Annotated in this window: 20 protein-coding genes; 4 read left to right on the top strand and 16 right to left on the bottom strand. The window is 61.7% G+C overall.

Annotated features, from left to right (window positions below):
• Positions 1-53 precede the first annotated feature (53 nt).
• The 3 genes from I6L41_RS04715 (at position 54) to I6L41_RS04705 (ending at position 3,473) form a co-directional block, all read left to right on the top strand.
• On the top strand, positions 54-692 hold the full coding sequence (locus I6L41_RS04715) for an NAD(P)-dependent oxidoreductase (protein ID WP_216962287.1): 639 nt from the start codon (positions 54-56) through the stop codon (positions 690-692).
• Positions 693-1,132: 440 nt separating this feature from the next.
• The gene (locus I6L41_RS04710; protein WP_216962284.1) at positions 1,133-2,176 is read left to right on the top strand and encodes an isopenicillin N synthase family oxygenase; all 1,044 of its coding nucleotides are present in this window, start codon (positions 1,133-1,135) and stop codon (positions 2,174-2,176) included.
• Between the two features lie 133 nt (positions 2,177-2,309).
• Positions 2,310-3,473, top strand: a complete 1,164-nt coding sequence (locus I6L41_RS04705; protein WP_159143873.1) for a PLP-dependent aspartate aminotransferase family protein — start codon at positions 2,310-2,312, stop codon at positions 3,471-3,473.
• Positions 3,474-3,583: 110 nt separating this feature from the next.
• Here the strand turns inward: I6L41_RS04705 and I6L41_RS04700 are convergent, their stop codons facing one another.
• The 3 genes from I6L41_RS04700 to I6L41_RS04690 form a co-directional block, all read right to left on the bottom strand.
• Positions 3,584-5,248, bottom strand: a complete 1,665-nt coding sequence (locus I6L41_RS04700) for an AMP-binding protein (RefSeq protein WP_005333638.1) — start codon at positions 5,246-5,248, stop codon at positions 3,584-3,586.
• Positions 5,249-5,346: 98 nt separating this feature from the next.
• Positions 5,347-5,625 (bottom strand): YfcL family protein, encoded by a 279-nt coding sequence (locus I6L41_RS04695; RefSeq protein WP_005333639.1) that lies wholly within the window; start codon positions 5,623-5,625, stop codon positions 5,347-5,349.
• A 99-nt stretch (positions 5,626-5,724) separates the two neighbouring features.
• Positions 5,725-6,840 (bottom strand): ATP-NAD kinase family protein, encoded by a 1,116-nt coding sequence (locus tag I6L41_RS04690; protein WP_216962280.1) that lies wholly within the window; start codon positions 6,838-6,840, stop codon positions 5,725-5,727.
• A 120-nt stretch (positions 6,841-6,960) separates the two neighbouring features.
• On the opposite strand from I6L41_RS04690, the gene I6L41_RS04685 reads away from it, so the two are divergent.
• The gene (locus I6L41_RS04685; RefSeq protein ID WP_042083356.1) at positions 6,961-7,698 is read left to right on the top strand and encodes a TerC family protein; all 738 of its coding nucleotides are present in this window, start codon (positions 6,961-6,963) and stop codon (positions 7,696-7,698) included.
• Positions 7,699-7,792: 94 nt separating this feature from the next.
• Here I6L41_RS04685 and I6L41_RS04680 read toward each other — a convergent pair whose 3' ends face one another.
• The 13 genes from I6L41_RS04680 to I6L41_RS04620 all read right to left on the bottom strand — a co-directional run bounded on the left by I6L41_RS04680 (position 7,793) and on the right by I6L41_RS04620 (position 20,154).
• Positions 7,793-8,281: an OmpA family protein gene (locus tag I6L41_RS04680; protein WP_005333642.1), complete on the bottom strand. Its 489-nt coding sequence runs from the start codon at positions 8,279-8,281 to the stop codon at positions 7,793-7,795.
• Positions 8,282-8,316: 35 nt separating this feature from the next.
• Positions 8,317-9,546 carry a diguanylate cyclase gene (locus tag I6L41_RS04675; RefSeq protein ID WP_042052887.1) on the bottom strand — a complete coding sequence of 410 codons (1,230 nt, stop codon included), beginning with the start codon at positions 9,544-9,546 and terminating at the stop codon, positions 8,317-8,319.
• Entirely contained in the window at positions 9,543-10,100 is a 558-nt protein-coding gene (locus I6L41_RS04670) for a YfiR family protein (protein ID WP_005333646.1), read from the bottom strand. The genes I6L41_RS04675 and I6L41_RS04670 overlap by 4 nt, the downstream gene beginning before the upstream one ends.
• Before the next feature lie 189 nt (positions 10,101-10,289).
• Complete coding sequence (gene tyrR / locus I6L41_RS04665; RefSeq protein WP_005333656.1) at positions 10,290-11,837, bottom strand: transcriptional regulator TyrR; 1,548 nt, start codon at positions 11,835-11,837, stop codon at positions 10,290-10,292.
• Between the two features lie 148 nt (positions 11,838-11,985).
• Positions 11,986-12,108, bottom strand: coding sequence for a 4a-hydroxytetrahydrobiopterin dehydratase (locus I6L41_RS04660; RefSeq protein WP_302054525.1), 123 nt, complete (start codon positions 12,106-12,108; stop codon positions 11,986-11,988).
• Entirely contained in the window at positions 12,105-12,443 is a 339-nt protein-coding gene (locus I6L41_RS04655; RefSeq protein WP_159163417.1) for a 4a-hydroxytetrahydrobiopterin dehydratase, read from the bottom strand. The genes I6L41_RS04660 and I6L41_RS04655 overlap by 4 nt, the downstream gene beginning before the upstream one ends.
• A gap of 52 nt (positions 12,444-12,495) precedes the next feature.
• A complete protein-coding gene (gene phhA / locus I6L41_RS04650) occupies positions 12,496-13,290 on the bottom strand; it encodes a phenylalanine 4-monooxygenase (RefSeq protein WP_216962276.1) in 795 nt (264 codons plus the stop codon).
• Between the two features lie 152 nt (positions 13,291-13,442).
• On the bottom strand, positions 13,443-14,873 hold the full coding sequence (locus I6L41_RS04645) for a gamma-aminobutyraldehyde dehydrogenase (protein ID WP_216962273.1): 1,431 nt from the start codon (positions 14,871-14,873) through the stop codon (positions 13,443-13,445).
• Between the two features lie 29 nt (positions 14,874-14,902).
• Positions 14,903-15,730, bottom strand: a complete 828-nt coding sequence (locus I6L41_RS04640) for an ABC transporter permease (protein ID WP_005352644.1) — start codon at positions 15,728-15,730, stop codon at positions 14,903-14,905.
• Positions 15,731-15,765: 35 nt separating this feature from the next.
• The gene (locus I6L41_RS04635; protein ID WP_005346227.1) at positions 15,766-16,734 is read right to left on the bottom strand and encodes an ABC transporter permease; all 969 of its coding nucleotides are present in this window, start codon (positions 16,732-16,734) and stop codon (positions 15,766-15,768) included.
• Positions 16,731-17,744: an ABC transporter ATP-binding protein gene (locus I6L41_RS04630; protein ID WP_139407866.1), complete on the bottom strand. Its 1,014-nt coding sequence runs from the start codon at positions 17,742-17,744 to the stop codon at positions 16,731-16,733. The genes I6L41_RS04635 and I6L41_RS04630 overlap by 4 nt, the downstream gene beginning before the upstream one ends.
• Before the next feature lie 143 nt (positions 17,745-17,887).
• On the bottom strand, positions 17,888-19,033 hold the full coding sequence (locus tag I6L41_RS04625) for an ABC transporter substrate-binding protein (protein WP_216962270.1): 1,146 nt from the start codon (positions 19,031-19,033) through the stop codon (positions 17,888-17,890).
• Between the two features lie 197 nt (positions 19,034-19,230).
• Positions 19,231-20,154, bottom strand: coding sequence for a LysR family transcriptional regulator (locus tag I6L41_RS04620; protein WP_005346246.1), 924 nt, complete (start codon positions 20,152-20,154; stop codon positions 19,231-19,233).
• Positions 20,155-20,188: the final 34 nt, after the last annotated feature.

Raw genomic sequence — 20,188 nt, 5'->3', positions numbered from 1 at the left:
TCATAAATGGCGGCGTAGGATAGCCCCATTCCAACAGTGAAGGAGAGTTCCCCATGAAGATTGCCCTGATCGGTGCCAGCGGTTTTGTCGGTTCAGCCATCCTGAACGAGGCCATCAGCCGTGGCCATCACGTCACCGCTATCGTCCGCGATGTCAGCAAGGTGGCCGCCCATCCGCAGGTCTCCGCCGTGGCGGTGGATGCCCAAAACCCGCAGGCATTGGCCGAGGTGCTCCAGGGGCACGATCGGGTGATCAGCGCCTACAACCCGGGCTGGACCACACCGGATATCTACGACCAGTACCTCAAGGGCGCCAACGCGATTGTCGCAGCAGCCAAGGCGGCCAACAGCTGGCTGCTGGTTGTAGGTGGCGCCGGCAGTCTGGAGGTCGCCCCCGGCGTGCAACTGGTGGATACCCCGGAGTTTCCGGCCGAGTGGAAACAGGGGGCGCTGGCGGCCCGCGACGGTCTCACCGCCCTGCGTCGTGAAACCGCCCTCGACTGGCGCTTTGTTTCTCCCCCGGTGTTCCTGGAGCCGGGCGAGAAGCGCGGCGGCTATCGGATTGGTGGCGACCAGGTGCTCTTTAGTGGCGAACAGCCTGCCGGGATCACCGCCGGTGATCTGGCCGATGGCGTGCTGAACGAGGCGGAAAAACCGGCTCACCTGCGCCAGCGCTTTACCCTGGGTTACTGAGAGCCAGCGCTTTACCCTGGGTTACTGAGAGCCAGCAATCGGTTAAGGCCAGAATGCGCGGTCACTCACCTACGCTTCCGGTCAGGTGAACACCCGCTCAACCAGAAGGGAGGCATCCGTCTCCCTTCTGTTTTGGCCATTTTCTGTTTTGGTCATTTTTGCCACTGGCAGCTTGCCTCTGGTTATCACTCTCCCCCTCATCATTGCCCCTTTACCCCACAATGGCTGCGCAAAAAACCTTCAGCCCATCAGTTGCCGAATTCCATTTCGAATTTTGTGTATAACTAAGAATAATTTGTTGTTTCCGTCTTATAACACCGAACAGTAGCATCCCCTTTATCCCAGATGGCGCCATCCCGTTTGCCGCTCATCAGACCTGCCCGCACCAGAGGCAGCAGAAGAGATGGCGCCAGAGATAACGAAAGAGTGAGGAGGTGCACATGGAACATTCACCACTGCCGATCATCGATCTGGCTGCCCTCAACGGGGCACCCGAGGTGCGTCGCTCTATGCTGGCCAGGCTGGCCGCGGCCGCCCGCGATGTGGGCTTTTTCTATCTGGTCGGCCACGGCTTGAGCAAGGTTGAGATGCTAGAGACCCTGGCGCTGGCAGAGCGCTTCTTTACTCTGCCGGAGCAGGAGAAGTTGGCAGTGCAGATGGTCAACAGCCCCCACTTTCGCGGCTACAACCGGGTCGGTGCCGAGCTGACCCGAGCGCGGCCGGATCTGCGGGAGCAGTTCGATATCATGAATGAGGCGCAAGCCCTGCCTGCGGCCCTGATCCGTGAACCCTGGCAGCGGCTGATCGGCCCCAACCAATGGCCGGCCGCCTTGCCAGAGATGAAAGCCCATCTGCTGGCGTGGCAGGAGCGGCTGAGCAATATCACCCTCACCCTGCTCACTGCCTTCGCCGAGGTGCTGGAGCAACCGGCCAACGTGTTTGACGACAGTATTCGCGGCGCCCCCTACCAACACATGAAGCTGATTCACTACCCGGGACAAGAGGCGGGTGGCAGCAGTCAAGGGGTCGGCGCCCACAAGGATCCCGGCTACCTGACGCTGGTGATGCAAGACAATCACTCTGGGCTTGAGGTCGAGACGGCCGACGGCTGGATCTCCGCACCGCCCCTGCCGGGAGCGCTGGTGGTCAATATCGGCGAGCTGCTGGAGCTGGCCTCCAACGGTTATCTCAAGGCGACCCTGCATCGGGTGGTAAGCCCGCCGCCCGGCGTATCGCGCCTCTCCTGCGCCTTCTTTATGGCGGCGCGGCTCGATGCCACCGTGCCACTGCTCAGCCTCTCCCCCGAGCTGGCAGCACAGGCGCAAGGGCCGGAGAGTGACCCGACCAATCCGCTCTTCTATCAGGTGGGGGAGAACGTGCTGAAAGGGCGGCTGCGCTCCCACCCGGATGTGGCGGCGCGGCACTATGGGCCGGTGGAACCAACTCGCCTCCCGCGCACTGAAAGCGAAGCGATAACGGCCTAAGCAGCGTAAAGATCCCTAGGCGGGTATATGCATAAGTCACAAGCCGCATGCACATACCCGCGCTGACAAAAACAACAAGCAACGAACAACAAAACAAGTCATGGCCAGAGCCTGGTCATCACGGAGCAACACGATGAAATTCAAGACCATGAGCGTACACAGCGGCCAGCGGATCGACCCCCAGACCGGCGCCCTCACCACCCCGCTCTACCAGAGCAGTACCTTCAGCTACTTCAACGCCCAGGCGGGCAAGGAGCGCTTTGCAGGTCAAGCCCCCGGCTTTATCTACAGTCGCTTTGGCAACCCCACCACCGCCGAGCTGGAGCAGAAACTGGCGGCGCTGGAAGGGGCCGACGAAGCGCTGGTGGTGGCGAGCGGCATGGCGGCGGTGAGCGCCATCATGTATGCCCTGGCCGACAGCGGCGATGAGGTGGCCTATATCGGCCCGCTCTACGGCGGCACCGATGCCTTCCTCAAGCAGACCTTCAGCCGCGCCGGCATCAAGGTCACCGCCTACGAGAGCGATCGGGATCTGCTGGCCAACATCCGCCCTGCTACCAAGGTGGTACTGTTCGAAACCCTGACCAACCCCACCCTCAAGGTGGTGGATCCGCGGCTGGTGGTGGAAGCGGCCCGCAAGGTGGGCGCCATTACGGTATGTGACAACACCTTCCTCACCCCCTACCTGCTGCGTCCGCTGGAGCTCGGGGTCGATGTAGTGATGCACAGCGGCACCAAATATCTGGGCGGCCACGGCGACATCATCGCCGGGGTGGTGGCGGGCTCTCACGCCCTGATGAAGTCGATCCGCACCGTGGCCCTCAAGCATATCGGCTCCCCCATCGGCCCGCAGGAGGCCTACCTGCTGCAACGCGGGGTCAAGACCCTGCCGCTGCGGATGGATGCCCACCTGCACAATGCCCAGAAAGTGGCCGAGTTTCTGGCGGCACATCCGGCGGTGAAGAAGGTGATCTACCCGGGCCTTGCCAACCATCCGGGCCACGATGCCCTCGGCGCCTTCGCCAGCGGCTTTGGCGGCATGGTGAGTATTGAGCTGGAAGGCGGGTTTGAGCGCTGCGCCGCCCTGCTCGATAACCTGCAACTGTTCGTGCAGGCGGTGAGTCTGGGGGATCTCGAGAGTCTCGCTTGCCATCCGGCCAGTACCACCCACGCCGCCATGGACGAGGCGAGCCGCCTCGCTGCCGGAGTCAACGACGACCTCATCCGCTTCAGCATCGGGGTGGAAGATGCGGACGACCTGATCGCCGATCTGGCCGCCGCGCTGGCGCAGATCTAACCGGGCGCGCTTTTACTCGCCGACAAAACAGCGGCGAGTGATATGCCTCAAACACAACAACGGCCCATCAAGGGCCGTTGTTGTTTGTCGCGATGTGGAAAATGGGGGATTTACTCCTCCCACACCACCACCTGGGATGAGGGCCAGCGATCCCCGACCTGGGCGTACTTTTGCTCCAGCAGGTGACGCTTGATCTTCATGGTGGGAGTCAGCACGCCGTTCTCGATATTCCAGGGGGTTTTCACCACCAGAATGCCGCGAATTTTGGCATGAGATTCCAGCTGATCGTTGACCCGTACCCGCGCCGCTTCCAGTCTGGCGTTGACCTCCTCCCGATTGCCCTTCATGGCGCTCTCGGCCAGTTGCACCAGCGCAATGGGCTGCGGCATACCGTAACCAATCACGCAGAGCTGTTCGATGATGGGCTCCTGACCCAGCAGCCCCTCGATGGGCACCGGCGCCACATACTTGCCCTTGGCGGTCTTGAACACATCCTTCATCCGGCCGGTGATGGTGAGATAACCCTCCTTGTCCAGCTTGCCCATGTCGCCGGTGTGGAGCCACCCCTCGGCATCGATGGCCTCGGCGCTGTGCTCGGGATCCTTGTAGTAACCCAGCATCATCCCTTCGCAGCGGCAAAGGATCTCCCCCTCATCGGAGATCTTGATGGTCACTCCGATCCCCGCCTTGCCGACGGTGCCGATCTTGTCGGCGCGGAACGGGTAGTTGATGGTGGAGTAGGCGTGGTTCTCGGTCATGCCCCAGGCTTCCGTCACCTTGAGGCCAATGCTCAGATACCACTCAAGCAGCGCAGGGGAGACAGGCGCGGAGCCGCAGCCGAGTACCCGGGCCTGATCCAGTCCCAACCCCTTTTGCAGCTTGCGTTTGATAAGGCCGGAGATAAGCGGGATCTTGAGCAGCAACGCCAGTTTGTTCTGGGGCAGCTTCTCGTGGATCTTGATGCGGAACATGGCCCACAGCCGTGGCACCGAGATAAAGACGGTGGGACGGCAGCGTTTGACATCTTCGATAAAGGTGTCGAGGGATTCAGGGAACGCGATGGTAGCGCCGCCATAGAGACTTCCGCCGTAGATGTAGACCCGCTCGGTAATGTGGGCCAGCGGAAGATAGGAGAAACCCCGATCGGCCTGGCTCAGGCTCACCGTCTCCACCAGCTTCTCGCACGACCAGGCGTAACGCTCGACGCTCAGCATGGCCCCTTTCGGCTTGCCGGTACTGCCGGAGGTGTAGACCAGACTCAGCAGGGAGTCAGGGGCCTGCACCGGGCTGTCAGGGATCGGCTCATGCGCCTCCAGCAGATCGTCCCACTGGTGGCTGGCCGGCATGGTGTCATAGGGGAAGGCGATGCGCAGCAGATCGGCGGGTACGCCCGCCTCCTGACTCTTCCAGTCATCCAGCTTGCCGACGAAGATCGCCTTGGCCTCGCTGTGGCGCAGCACATATTCGATGGTGTCGACGTTGGCAGTCGGGTAGATGGGCACGCTCACGTATTGCCCCATCTGCATCGCCAGATCGGCGATAAACCACTGGGCGCAATTCTTGGAGAGCAGCGCCACCTTGTCACCCGCCACCAGACCGAGGTGACGCAAGGCCGTCACCATCCGCCGCGCTTCATCGGCCACTTCACCCCAGGTGAAATCGACATATTCGCGATTGATGGTTTGACGCAGGTAGGTTCGATCAGGACACTGCCGCTCCCAGTGATAGAGCATCTCGAGCGGCAGTTTATTGGCAATGCGTGAGGAGGAGGCCATAGTTTAATCCCTGAAACAAAAGGCGAAACTTATTATTAACCTTTCACTAACTTCAGGGGAAGGATAAACTCAAACTTCAGTTTGAATTGTGTATCCGATCAAGCTTCTGCGTCTTGTTGCAAACGACTCCACATCGCCTGCACCAGTTTTTCATCCTCTTCAGAAAGCTCACCTTGCAAGATCGCCTCGTTGAGGCTGCGCAGCACATAGCTCTTGACGTCCCGCACCAGGGTCTTGCCTTCCAGCTCGGCCCGGGCAACGGCCAATGAGATATGACCTCGCAGATAACCCCCCGCAAACAGCTCATCGTCGGTCGCGGTGGCAACCATGCTGTCGATCAGTCCCAACAACTTGTGCTCAAAATCGTGAATCGTCATGTAACGCAGCCTCATTTGCGGCAAAAAATTCGGGGGTATGGAACCGCAATCCGGTTGATTGCAGCTCTCTGGCGCCAGGCCAGCAGCGTCCTTGGCGTCCTATTCCGGGTTGGCCACCGGGTAGATGACCTGATCCTTGTATCCCGTGGTTATTCGCAGATAACCACGCAACGCCCGGTTTAATTCGGGATCATCGGTGTCCACCAGCAGCGGCCTGCCCGCAAGGGCGGCAAGCTTGGCTTTGGTTGCCAGCACCTGGATATTCTCCAGCCCGACACACCGAATCACCTCAGGACTCAATTGCTGATTTCCGCGCCCGAACAGATGTCCCTGTCCGCCTATCAGGGTAATGATCAGTCGGCAGCGACGGCCGCGGATCCGGGTCAGGATCTCGGCGGCGCTGAGATCCTGCCCGATAAGTCGGCCATTTTCCACCAGATCCACACCGAGCAAAGTATTTTCCAGACCGAGCTCAGCCATACAGGCTGCCACCGTGCTGCCGGAGCCCATCAGATAGAGGGTATCGGGCTCCATCTGCTCCACCACACCGGCGGCGAGATCCGCCAACACCAGCTCTTCGGACTCCTTGCCCCCCTGCTTTACCGCCTGTACGTAACGCAGATCGCCGGGCACCTTCAGCTGGCCGTAGTGGCGGGCCCGCACCTTGCCCGCGCGAAACGCCTCCTCGTCGATGTCGCGCACCTCGGCATCGATCAGGCTGAGCAGTTCCCCTGCAATCATCCGCGCCACCACCCGCCCGCTGGCGGCAGGCGTCACCCCGTAGACGCCGGAGTGGATCTTGCACCCCGCCGGAATGCCGAGCACATGGCAGGACTCCCCCACCGCGGCGCAGATATCCCGCGCCGTGCCATCGCCACCGGCAAACAGCAGCAGATCGACCCCGGCTTCGCGCATCAGCTCGGCAGCGTGGCGGGTATCATCGGCCGAGGTGCTCTCCCCGACCGGTTGATAGATGACCCGACAGGGTAGTCCCAGAGATCGGGCCACCGCCTCCCCCATCTCTCCCGCTACCGTCAGCAGTTCAAACGGGACGCTCAGCTCGCACAGTGGCAACAAGGCTTGCCGCGCCCGCTCCTGCGCCTTGGGCACTGCACCACGGGCCAGCGCCTCGGCTATCACGCCGTCACTGCCCTTGAGCCCCACTGCGCCGCCAATCCCGGCGACCGGATTAATGATGAACCCTAATCGAAACATGCCTGCCTCCCTTGCGATGGCCACCATTTTTATCTTTTCCCCCCTCCGGGACAAGCAGTGGCGCCCCTGCTAGAATGCGCTGCTTCAATTTTCCAACCAATTTTCAACCAAGGTTCAATCATGCTGGAATGGGTTCTTGATCCCTCTGCCTGGGTCGCACTCGCCACCCTTACCCTGCTCGAAATCGTGCTGGGCATCGACAACATCATCTTTATCTCCATCCTGGTAGGTCGCCTGCCGGAGGCGCAGCGGCAAAAAGCGCGCATTCTGGGTCTGGGGCTCGCCATGGGTACCCGGATCCTGCTGCTGCTCTCGCTGGCCTGGGTGATGCGCCTCACCGATCCGCTCTTCACCGTGCTGGGTGAAGCCATCTCCGGCCGCGATCTGATCCTGCTGCTGGGGGGCCTGTTCCTCATCGGCAAGAGTGCCCACGAGATCCACGTCACCCTGGAAGGGGCGGCCGAGCCGGAAAGCGTCAGCAAAGCGGCCTCGGGCTTTATCAGCACCCTGATCCAGATCGCCATCCTCGATATCGTGTTCAGCCTCGACTCGGTGATCACCGCAGTCGGTATGGCCGATCACGTGCCGGTGATGGTGCTGGCCATCATGATCGCCGTCTTCATCATGATGTTTGCCGCCAAATCCATCGGTGATTTCGTCGATAACCACCCCACCATCAAGATGCTGGCCCTCTCCTTCCTCACCCTGGTGGGCTTCGCCCTGATGGCCGAGGGGATGGACCTGCATATTCCGAAGGGCTACATCTACTTCGCCATGGCCTTCTCGCTGGTGGTGGAGATGATCAACATCCGCCTGCGCAGTCATCACGACAATAACGGGCAAAATAGCGCGCAGTAACCCTGCCCCACATGTCCCCGCGACCCCAGCTGTCGCGATCAAAAAGAGCGCCGGTCGGGCGCTCTTTTTTATGGGTAACGAAACGATGAAAGGGTTATTGATCGCTGATGACGATGGCAACCCGGCGGTTGGCGGCCCGGCCCTCTCTGGTCTTGTTATCCGCCAGCGGCATGGTCTCGCCACGGCCATGGATCTCCAGATTGGCTGGCTTCATGCCGACCGAGACCAGCACATCGGCCACCGACTGGGCCCGCTTCAGTGAGAGTTGCTGGTTGTAGCTGCTCTCGCCGGTATTGTCAGTGTGCCCATCCACCCGCGCCTTGTCCAACCCTACGCCAAGCAGTGTTTTACCCAGTTTTTCAACGGATTGGCGAGTCTGGGGATTGAGCGCCCCCACGTTGTTGGCAAACAGCACCCGGTTGGCCAGATCCAGCGTCCACCCCTCATCGGTCAGATAAAAGCCCTGCTCCTTGAGCACGGCGATCTGCTCCGGGGTCAACCCCTTGGGCGCGCTCTGGCAACCGGCCAGCAGCGACAACATCAACCCCAGCAGGGTCACTTTCAACAGGTGGGTGATCTTCATGGTTTGCTCCTTGTTTATGTTGTTATGCTTGCCAGTCAGGCGATGGTTTGCTGTTCGCTGCGGCGCGCCCGTTTCGCCAGATACATGGCTGCATCAGCCTGATCACACAGCACGCTGGCACTCATGCCCGCCTGATAGACGGCAAAGCCGACACTCACCTCAGCCACCAGCTGACGACCGTCACGCAGCGCCACCGGTTCGCTCATCGCCTGCTGGATGCGGCCAATCACCTCTTCCACCTCATGCTGTCGCTGGAGTGGGCCAACCAGCACCGCAAACTCGTCACCACCGAGGCGAAACACCAGATCATCCGGACGCAGCTGATGTTGCACCCGTCTTGAGAGCGCGATCAGCACATCGTCACCGGCGTTGTGCCCCAGCGTGTCATTAATTTGCTTGAAGCGATCGCAGTCGAGATAGAGCAGCGCAAACCCCTCTTGCTCGCCGAGGGAGATGGCCTGCGCGAGCCGCGCTTCAAACAGGGCGCGATTGGGCAGTCCGGTGAGGGCATCGTGGGTCGCCTGATGGAGCAGGCTGGCATTTTCGCGGGCCTGCTGGGCCTGCCAGGCTTGCAGCTCGTCCAGCAGGGAGTTGAAGTCATCCCCCAGCTCGTTAATCTCGACGATATCGGCCGGTGGTGCCCGCATCCCCAGGGTGCGTTGTCGGCGTACCGAGTGGGCGACAAGTGCCAGTTTGCGCAGCGGTGCGGTGATGGAGACCTGCATCCGGTCAGCCACATAGAGTGCCACCATGGCGCTCAGCATCAGGCAAACCACCATCGCCAGCAGCGCCGAGAGCAAAAACAACAACAGGTATTCACCGTGGCCGCGCAGCTCGATGGTGGCGATCTGTTCACCACCCCGCAGCATGGGGAGTTTGACAGGCCCCGGCATCAGCAGCTGGGCCAGATAGTCTTCGAGCGTCACCAGCGGGTTGCTTCTGGGGCGCTCCCAACTGGCGAGCAGCTGGCCATTGGTCAGCACGATAGTGGCTTCGGCCACCTCTTCCTTGGCAACGATGCCACTGAGCGCCTCGCTCGCCGCCTCCTCATCATGGAACACCACCGCCGCCTCGGCGCTGTAGCTGATGGCGCGGGCTACCAGCTCCAGATTGTGGTCGGCGTAAAAACGCACTACCAGCAGGGCCACCAGAGTAAAAAAGAGTCCCGCCACACTGACGGCTGTGATGGCGGCCACCAGATGGGTTCGCCCCAGGCTCTGACGCAGGGTCAGACGGCGGGGAGCCGCGCTCACCTGTCGTCTCATGGGACCCCCTTGTCGGCATGGGCCAGCTTGAGCACGGCGGGATGCACCCGCACGCCGCTCAGGGCCAGAGCATCGAGATTCACTTTAAACCGCACCCGCACGCTGTCCGGCGAGGTCTGCAGGCAGAACACCGAGCTGGTGGAACAGTCGTGGTTGTATTCGCTGATGCTGAGCACTGGGTGTCCCTGCAGGCGGGCAAACAGCGCAATCCGGGTCGGCTCGTCGAGTACCCCCAGATAGAGCACATCGCAGTGATCGCTGATGGCCGGATCGCTCGCCTCGTAACGATGGACCTGCACGGTACGGCCATTGGCCTGACGATCGATGGTAAAGAGGGCGCCGGCATATTCGGTCGGCGCCGCCACGCACATACGCAGCACCGCAGGTTCGGTGGGCCAGCGGGTGTAACTCATGATATCGAGCACCAGCTCCCTGACCGCCGTCGCCCGGCTCTCCGCGGCCGTTTCCGCCAGCGCACGGGGCAACAGCAGGCCAAACGCAACCAACAGGAGCGCCAGACGGGCAGTTAAACGGGGGGAAAAGAGTAACAGCATGATCGGGAGGTAGTCGCCTTGACAATACCGCTGCTATGGCATTGCGGTTCGGGTACATGAACCCAGATAGTAAGTTGGCTGACACTGGCCTGACAAGTCTCACCCCGCCATCAACTACAGAGTTCGTGTAAAGAAAACGGAGAGCCCGTCTGGTAACGGGCTCTCTGGTGGCAGGCAGCAAGGTGGAAATCACTTCTTGCTGATGCCGTATTCTCGCAGCTTGTTGGCGATGGCGGTATGCGACACGCCCAGGCGTTTGGCCAGCTGGCGCGTCGACGGGAAGGCGGGATAGAGCCGGGCCAGCAGCTGGCTCTCGAAGCGCTTCACCGCATCGTCGAGATTCCCCTCAAACCACTCGTCGATCAGCGGCATGGTATCGGCCGCCACCGGCAGGTCGATCTGCTCGGGCCCCAGCTCATCCCCTTCCAGCAGGGTCATGGCGCGGTAGAGACAGTTGCGCAGCTGACGCACGTTGCCCGGCCAGCGGTAGGCGGTCAGGTAGTCGGCCATGTTGCGGGTAAAGCGCGGACGGGGTCGCTGCAATTCGCTGGCAAAGCGGGAGACAAACTGCTGGGCCAGCACCATGATGTCCGCCTTGCGCTCGCGCAGGGGGGGCAGCGCCAGACTGAGCACGTTGAGGCGATAGTAGAGATCCTCGCGGAAGGTTCCTTCGTGCACCAGATCCAGCAACTGCTTCTGGGTGGTGCAGATGAAACGCACGTTGACCTTCACCTCCTGCTCGTCACCGACCCGGCGGAACACCCCATCCTGCAACACCCGCAGGAATTTGGTCTGCAGATGGGGAGACATGTCGCCGATCTCGTCCAGCATCAGGGTGCCGCCGCTCGCCAGCTCCAGCACGCCGCGCTTGCCCTCGGTGTTGTTGCCAAAGGCGCCGGGGGCATAACCAAACAGCTCGCTCTCGGCCACGTTATCGGGCATGGCGGCGCAGTTGAGGGCCATAAAGGGGTGGCTGGAGCGCAGGCTGGCCCCGTGACAGGCACGGGCCAGCAGCTCCTTGCCGGTACCGGTCTCACCGACAATCAACAGCGGCGCGTCCTGCATCGCCAGTTTGCGCGCTTGCGACAGCACCTCTTTCATCTTGGGGCTCTCGGCCTGCAGATGCTCGAAGCCCCCCACTTCCACCGCATGAAGCGCGCTGAAGTGCAGGCCGACCCGACGGGCAGATTTGAGCACCACCACGGCCCCGGCCAGCGCCTGCTTGCCGCGGGCTTCTGCCACGAACAGCGGCATCAGATCTGCCAGATACTCTTCGCCATTGAAACTGAGCTTGCAGGTCTGCGGCTTGATCTCGCTCGCCTCCAGCCAGCGGGTGAAGGAGAACCCCTTGACCAGCGAACCGAGCGCCACGCCGCGCACCTCCTCCACCGGCAAACCGAGGGTGGTGAGGGCCGACTGGTTGGCCTGGGTCACCTTGCCCTTGCTGTCGAGGGAGAAGACCAGATCCGGCAGCGCCTTGAGCAGCGCCTCGATCTCGTGGTGCTCTCGCTCGGAAGGCATGTAGGGGATGGTCTTGACGTCGTAGACGCCGGGAATGCGGCGGATCTCCGGCATCAAATGCTGAAAATCACTGAACTCCAGCTCGGGAAAGTTGAGATAGATGATGCCTGAGGTATCGATTTCGATGCCGCGCAGATCGATATTGTGCTCCACCAAGCGGTCGAGCAGTTCCCGGGTCAGGCCCAGGCGGTCTTCACAGCTGACTTCAAGACGCATTCGGGACACACTTCCTAGCTAACTCTATGAATGAGCGGATAATACAGTCTCGATCCCCCCAGTGCGAGCGCCAGCCCATAAAAATGCGGGCCCGCCCCGCTTTCGCAGGCAGGCCCGGGTCAACCGATGACGCTGGTGTGGGGGGCGATTACCGGAGCAACTGATCGGTGCGCGCAGCCATGATGAAGTCGTTGCGGTGTAATCCGCCGATCTTGTGGGTCCACCAGCTGACGGTCACCATATCGCTCACTCGATGAGTGGTGGCGTTCACTTCAGCAGCTCATCCGTGCGTGCAGCCATGATGAAGTCGTTGCGGTGCAGCCCACCGATCTTGTGAGTCCACCAGCTGACGGTCACCTTCCCCCACTCGGTCAAGATGGCCGGATGATGGAACTCCGCTTCCGCCAGCTCGCCCAGGCGGTTGGTAAAGGCCAGCGCCTCCTTGAAGTTGCGAAACGTAAATTCCCGCCGCAGTTGCAGCGCCCCCTCCACCACCAGCGGCTGCCAGTCGGGAATAAGCTGCATCAGCTCGCGCAGCTCCTCATCGCTCACCTTGGGGGCATCGGCGCGGCACGCTTCACACTGCTGGCTGGCCAGTTCGGACATGGGTTACTCCTGCTTGAATTAATGAAAATGAAATAGGGTTGTTTGCTTTTGGTCAGCTCGCCTGTTTGCCAACGGGAACCTCAAAGCGCGGCGGATAGAGGCCAAGCCGACTGGCCTCGGCCAGAGCAGCCATGATCTCCTCCCCGGTCAGCTGGTAGAGATGATCGAGACTCGGCAGCACAAAATAGGTGGGCTGCATGATGTCGATGCGATAGGGGGTGCGCAGCACAGTCAGTAGATCGAAGGGTTGCAGCAGCGGCTTGCCGGAAAGGGCATAGGCGGTCTCGCCAATGGAGGAGAGAATGCCACCACCGTAGATACGCAGCCCGTCCGGCGTCGCCAAGAGGCCAAACTCCACGGTGAACCAGTAGAGCCGCGCCAGAAAAACTCGCTGCTCCTTGCTCGCCTGCTGCCCCAACTGACCGTAGAGGTGGGTGAAGTGGGCAAAGGCCGGATTAGTCAACATGGCGCAGTGGCCGAAGATCTCGTGAAAGATATCGGGCTCTTGCAGGTAGTCGAGCTCGTCCCGGCGCCGGATAAAGGTCGCCACCGGAAACTGGCGATTGGCCAGCAGGGCGAAGAAGCGATCGAACGAGATAAGCGCAGGCACCGCCGCCACCGACCAGCCGGTCGCAGGCTGCAAGACGGCGTTGATCTCGGCCAGCTGGGGGATGCGATCACGGGGCAGCCCCAGCCTGTCGAGACCGGCCAGATACTCGTCACACCCCTTGCCAGCAAGAGCGGCGAACTGACGTTCGATCAGGACCTGCCAGGTACCATGCTCCTCGTTGCTGTAGTGGATCACCCCGTCAGCATCCGGCTGGTGGGCGGTGTAGAAGGTTGCCATAGCGGTTCCATCCTCTGGCGCCACATCAGGCGCCTTGCCGTTTCATCACGGTTTCACTGTAACGAAATGGCAACAAAAAAAGCAGCCGACCCATGAGTCGGCTGCCTGAAACAGTTGTAAATAAATTGTGACAATCAGCTAACCAATACCCACTACAGCTTGACCATGATATGGCGCGGCACCGTGTAATCCTCCAGCGCATAGAGGGAGAGATCCTTGCCGTAGCCCGACATCTTCATTCCGCCGTGGGGCATCTCGGAGGTGAGCATGAAGTGGGTGTTGATCCAGGTGCAGCCATACTGCAAGTGGCTGGCCACCTTGCTGGCGAGGCTCAGATCTTTGGTCCAGACCGACGAGGCGAGGCCATAGTCCGAGTCGTTGGCCCACTGCACCACCTGCTCGGCATCGTTGAAACGGGTCACCGACACCACGGGGCCAAACACCTCGCGCCGCACGATCTCATCCTCCTGCCGGGCCCCGACAATCAGGGTCGGCTCGAAGAAGAAGCCGTTGCCGGGGCGGATCTTGCCCCCCGCCGTCACCTCCACATGGCCGCTGCTCTGGGCCCGCTCGACAAAGCTGGCGACCCGGTTGCGCTGTCTGTCCGAAATAAGCGGCCCCATCTCGACCCCCTCCTCGTACTGGCTTCCCACCTTGATGGAGGCCACCGCCTCGGTCATGGCGGCGACAAACTTGTCGTAGATCTTGCCCTGGGCATAGATACGGCAGGCGGCGGTGCAATCTTGCCCTGCATTGTAGAAACCGAAGGTGCGAATGCCCGCCACCACCGCTTCCAGATCCGCATCGTCGAAGATGATCACCGGTGCCTTGCCCCCCAGCTCAAGGTGGGTGCGCTTCATGGTGCGGGCAGCGCTTTGCAGGATCTTCTGGCCGGTTGCGATATCGCCGGTGAGCGACACCATCCGTACCAGCGGGTGCTCCACCAGCGGTGCCCCCACGCTTTCCCCCCGCCCGCAGATGACGTTGATAACGCCGCGGGGGAAGATCTCGCTGGCCAGCTCCGCCAAACGCAGCGCGGTGAGCGGGGTCTGTTCGGAGGGTTTGAGCACCACCGTATTGCCCGCTGCCAGCACCGGCGCCATCTTCCAGGCCGCCATCATCAGCGGGTAGTTCCAGGGGGCGATACTGCCCACAACACCTATGGGGTCGCGGCGGATCATGCTGGTGTGCCCCTCGAGATACTCCCCCGCCAGCGGCCCTTGCAGGCAGCGGGCCGCCCCGGCAAAGAAGCGGAAGCAGTCCACCACTGCGGGCAGCTCGTCGTTGAGCACCGCCAGATAAGGTTTGCCGCAGTTGAGGGATTCCAGCGCCGCAAACTCCTCGGCGTGGCGCTCGACGAGATCCGCCAGACGCAGCAGCAGGTTGCTGCGGCTTGCCGGGGTGGTGCGGCGCCACTGGGCGAAGGCGCGCTGGGCACCGTTCACCGCCCGGTTCACCTGTTCGAACGAGGCTTCGGGCACGGCGGCGATCTGTTCGCCGTTGGCCGGGTTGAGAATGGGTTCGGCCTGCCCCTCGCCGGTCACAAACTGGCCATCAATCAAGAGTTGGGTAGAGAGTTTCATGGTTGCATCCTTGCGCACGCGTTGAGTCATCATTTGCCACTGCCAGCGACATCATGGGTGTCGCGAGTAAGGTAGTAGGCAAGCAAAATGGGGATAGTGGTGAAGGCCACTATGATGAGGGCCACCACGTTGGTGACCGGCCTGTCTCGGGGACGGATCAGCTCCTGATACATCCAGATGGGCAGCGTGGTCTGCTGGCCCGCAGTGAAGGTAGTAACGATCACTTCGTCAAAACTCAGGGCAAAGGCCAGCATGCCCCCCGCCAGCAGCGCCGTGGCCAGATTGGGCAGGATCACGTAGCGCAGGGTCTGGAAGCCGTCGGCCCCGAGATCCATCGACGCCTCGATGAGGCTCTGGTTGGTGCGGCGAAAACGGGCCAGCGCATTGTTGTAGACCACCACCACACAGAAGGTGGCGTGGCCGATAACGATGGTCCAGAAGCTGAACGGGATCTCCATCAAGCCGTAGGCCGAGCGCAGCGCGATACCGGTGACGATACCGGGCAGCGCGATGGGCAACACCAGCAACAGCGACACCACCTCCTGACCGAAGAAGCGGCTGCGGGCAATGGCCCCTGCCGCCAAGGTGCCGAGGATCATGGCTGCCAACGTCGCCAGCCCCGCGACCTCCAGCGACAGCTGGATGGCACGCCACACATCGGGGCGATTGAGGGTCACCTCGAACCACTTGAGGGTGAGCCCGGGGGGCGGAAACTGGTAACTCTTGCTCTCGCTGGTGAAGGCGTAGAGGAAGATAAACAGAATGGGAAAGTGCAGGAACAAGAGTCCACCGATGGCGGCGTACTTGAGCAGGCCCGAAGGGCGCTCTCCCTGACGGCTCACTGAGCTAGCTGACATGACGGCCTCCTTGCTGCCGGTTCAAAGCGATAGAGTCAAAGCGCATCAAAGGCTCCTAACCGTTTCGCAATCGCCAGATAGATGGCGATGATAAGGATCGGCACCAGCGAGAAGGCGGCGGCAAAGGGCAGATTGCCCGCCGTTCCCTGCTGCATGTAGACCACCTGACCGATATACATGGTCGAGTTGCCGATGATGCCGGGGATGATGTAATCACCGAGGGTCAGCGAGAAGGTGAAAATGGAGCCCGCCACCACACCGGGCAACGCCAGCGGCAGGATCAGGTTGCGAAAGGTCTGGGCGGGTGTCGCCCCCAGATCGCTGCTCGCCTCCAGCAGGGATCGCGGTATACGCTCCACCGCTGCCTGAATGGGCAGGATCATGAAGGGCAGCCAGACATAGACGAACACGATAAAGGTGCCGAGCCGCGAAAAAGAGAGCGACGGGCCACCTATCACCGGCAGGGAGAGGATTGCATCGAGCAGCCACTCCAGCCCCATGCTGTCGGCCAGCCAGCTCACTACCCCCTCCTTGGCCAAAATCAGCTTCCAGGCATAGACCCGCACCAGATAGCTGGACCAGAGCGGCAGCATGATCCCCACATAGAACAGCGCCCGGGTCTTGCCACTGGTGTAGCGTGCCATGTAGTAGGCAACCGGAAAACCGAGCAGGGCGCAGGCCAGGGTCACCAGCAACGACATGCCGACGGTGCGGCCGATCACATCCAGATTCTCCGGCCGCAGCAGGGCGACGAAGTTTTGCAGCCCCAGCTCGTGGCGCACCTGACCGCTGAACTCGTCCAGCCCGAACAGAGAGTTGGAGAGCAGCATCAGCAAGGAGCCGACATAGATGATGCCGAGCCACAGCAGCGGCGGCCCCAGCAGGATCGCCAGCAGCAGGCCGGGCCGACCATAGAGCAGGGTCGAGAGGCGCCGCAGCGGCCTGAAACGGGCAGGTTCGGGCTGATGGTTCATGGCAAGACTCGCACTGTGAGGGGCACTCATGGCTGCGCCCCCTGATGGGCGCCGCTCAGGCGATGGATAGCCTGCTCCGGCCAGCTGAGGCTGACCCTGCTGCCACGGGCCAGACGGGCCTGCCCCTCATTGGGGTGGTTGACGATGATCTCGAGCTGCTCCCCGAGATCAACCCGATAACGGACGAAGGGACCCAGATACTCCACCTCGCGGATCTCCCCCGACCAGCCCGGCGTGCCCGCCTCAGCGAGCCGGATCCGCTCCGGGCGCACCATCATCTGGCTGCCGTCGCCGCACAGCCGTCTGGCCTGCTCCCCTTCGAACAGATTGACGGTGCCAACGAAGCGGGCCACAAACGGCGTCGCCGGAGCATCGTAGATGGTATCTGGCGCAGCGATCTGCTCGATCTTGCCCTGGCTGAAGATGCAGATCCGGTCGCTCATGGAGAGCGCCTCCTGCTGATCGTGGGTGACGAAGATAAAGGTGATGCCCAGCTGGCGTTGCAACGCCTTGAGCTCAAGCTGCATCTGCTCGCGCAGTTTAAGATCGAGGGCCCCCAGCGGCTCATCCAGCAGCAGGATGCGTGGCTGGTTGATGAGGGCTCTGGCGATGGCGATGCGCTGGCGCTGGCCGCCGGAGAGCTGGCTCGGGCGGCGCTTGCCGACCCCGGGCAGTCGCACCAGCTCCAGCATCTCGTCCACCTTGCGGTAACGCTGTGCCTTGGCGACCCCCTTGAGCATCAGGCCATAGCCGATGTTGTCGCGCACATCCATGTTGGGAAACAGGGCATAGTCCTGAAACACGGTATTGAGGTTGCGATCGTAGGGGGGCACGGTGGAGCAGGGCTCGCCGAACAGGCGGATCTCCCCGTCACTCGGGTACTCGAAGCCCGCGATCATCCGCAGGCAAGTGGTCTTGCCGGAACCGCTCGGCCCCAGCAGGGTAAAGAATTCCCCGGAGGGGATCTGGAAAGAGATGTCGTCGACCGCCTTCACCTCGCCATAGTGGCGACTGACCCGGTCAAATTGTACGGCGTTCATGGGGCGTCCTTGTCTGTGCTGGGATGGGCCGGACTCCTGTCCGGCCCGCTTGATTATCCGCTCTCGGCAGTCGTGCAGAGGAGGCGCAGCTCCCCTGCCGTTGGCAAGGTGGCAGCCGGGGCGACCACCTTGCTCGCGCCGCCTTAGCGACCGCCCAGAATGGCGATATAGTCGGAGACCCAGCGGTAATAGGGCACGCAAGTTCCCTGGCTATTGCACTGGGAGACCGGAGTGCGCCAGAAGCGAACCCGATCGAAGTTGTCGATACCGTTGGTTTTGCACCCGGTCGGGCCCAGCAGGGCATTGCCCTCACAGGCGGCAGGCACCACAGGCACCGAGCCAAACCAGGCGGCGAGATCCCCCTGCAGCTTGTTGCTCAGGGAGTGCTCCAGCCACTTGTAAGCGCAGGTGAAGTTCTTGGCATCGCTGTGCACCATGCTGGTATCTGCCCAACCGGTCACTCCCTCTTTCGGCACAGTGGTGGCGATGGGCTGCTTGTCGGCAATCAGGGCATTGGCCTGGAACGGCCAGGAGCCTGACGCAACCACCCCTTCATTCTTGAAGTCATCGATCTGGACGAAGGCATCATGCCAGTAGCGTCCCACCAGCTGGCGCTGCTTACGCAGCAGATCGAGGGAGGCCTTGTACTGATCCTCGTTCAGCTCGTAAGGATCCTTGATGCCCAGGGCAGGCTGATGGGTCATCAGATAGAGGGCGGCATCGGCGATGTGGATCGGGCCGTCAAAGGCCTGCACCCGCCCCTTGTTAGACTTGCCATCCGCCAGGGTCTGTTCCTCGAATACCACGTTCCAGGAGTCCGGTGCCTTGGGGAACACCTTGGTGTTGTACATCAGGATATTGCCGCCCCACTGGTAGGGCACGCCGTAGTGCTTGCCATCCACAGTGTGCCAGGGGGCATTTTGCAGCCGGGGATCAATCTTGCTGTAGCTCGGGATGAGTGCCAGATTGAGCGCCTGCACCTTGCCACCGGCAATCAGACGCAGACTGGCATCGCCGGAGGCGGTCACCAGATCGAAGCCCCCCTCGTTCATCAAGGCCACCATCTCGTCCGAGGTGGCCGCCGTCTTGACGCTCACCTTGCAGCCGGTCTCTTTCTCGAATCCGGTCACCCAGTCGTAGTTCTTGTCGGTCTCGCCACGCTCAACGTAGCCAGCCCAGGCCACGATATTGAGCTGGCCTTCACCCTTACCGAGCTCGGTCGGGGCAGCCTGGGTCTGGCCTGCCAGCAGTGCCGGAACAAGAGCCAGCATCAGAGGGGTCAATTTCATCATGCACTCCTTGCATTGTGTTGACTTGCATCAGGTGAAGGAACGCCACCATGGGCGTTAACATCCTGTTAACCAGCAATGAGCTTAGGGGAGTGGCAATACGATGAATATTTCAATTTTTGGTGGCTCAGGTATCAGCTAAATCGATATCGAGTGCAGATGAATCTGATTTTTGGTGGCTACTCCGCAAGAGATGGCTAGCGAGGGAGCGCCTGACGAGCTCTCAACCGGCTCTGATCCCGCGCAATATCGATAAATTCCCGCGCCGTCCAATCCAGCCGAGAACCACGGCGCCACACCAGCCCGATATCGATGGCGGGAATGGGCTCCTTGATGGGGCGCGCCTCGACCCGCTCCTGCTCCAGCGACCAGGGGCGATAGGCAAAGTCGGGCAACAGGGCGACCCCGAGCTGGCTGGCGACCAGACTGCGCACCGCCTCCACCGATGCGGTGCGCAGCACGATACGGGGGGAGATGCCGTAGCGGCGCAGGCCGCCACCGATGATCTGATCGAGCTGATCGGCGGTCAGCGAGATCATCGGCTCCTCCCCCAGCGCGGTAAGCGAGAGGGTCGACTCGGCGCAGAGCGGGTGGTTGGCGGCCAGCCAGAGCCGCAGCGGCGAACGGGTCAGCAATTCGGTATCAAACGCCTCTTGCCGGATGGTGCGGTTGGTCATCAGGATCCCCACATCCACCTCGCCGTTGACGATCTGGTGCTCCAGAAAAGGCTGTTCATCCTCCTTCACCTCGATCTGTACCGCCGGAAAGGCACGGCGAAAGCGGCCAAGCGCCTCTGAGAGGTAGTAACCCGCCACCAAGGTGGTCACGCCGATGGTGAGCCGTCCCTGATCCTGCTGGGCCACCGCTTTGAGGGAGTGGCTCGCCTCGGTCATGGCGCCGAGAATGCGGCGGGCGTGGAGCAAAAACTGGTGCCCCTGAGTGGTGAGGGTGACGCCGCGCGGATTGCGCTCGAATAGCGGGGCGCCGAGCTCGGTCTCCAGCTCGCGAATGGCGCTGGTCACCGCCGACTGGGAGATATGCAACTCGGCGGCGGCGCGACTCACTGAGAAGCTGTCGGCCACGGCCACAAAATAACGGATCTGGCGAAAGGTAAAGTTCATCGGGCATCCTTGCCGATTGGTACTATTGGTGTGA

The sequence above is a fragment of the Aeromonas sp. FDAARGOS 1411 genome, assembly GCF_019047125.1.
Classification (GTDB): domain Bacteria; phylum Pseudomonadota; class Gammaproteobacteria; order Enterobacterales; family Aeromonadaceae; genus Aeromonas; species Aeromonas veronii.
Note: the sequence above shows the minus strand (reverse complement) of the source record. Positions and strands in the feature narration are given on the sequence as shown.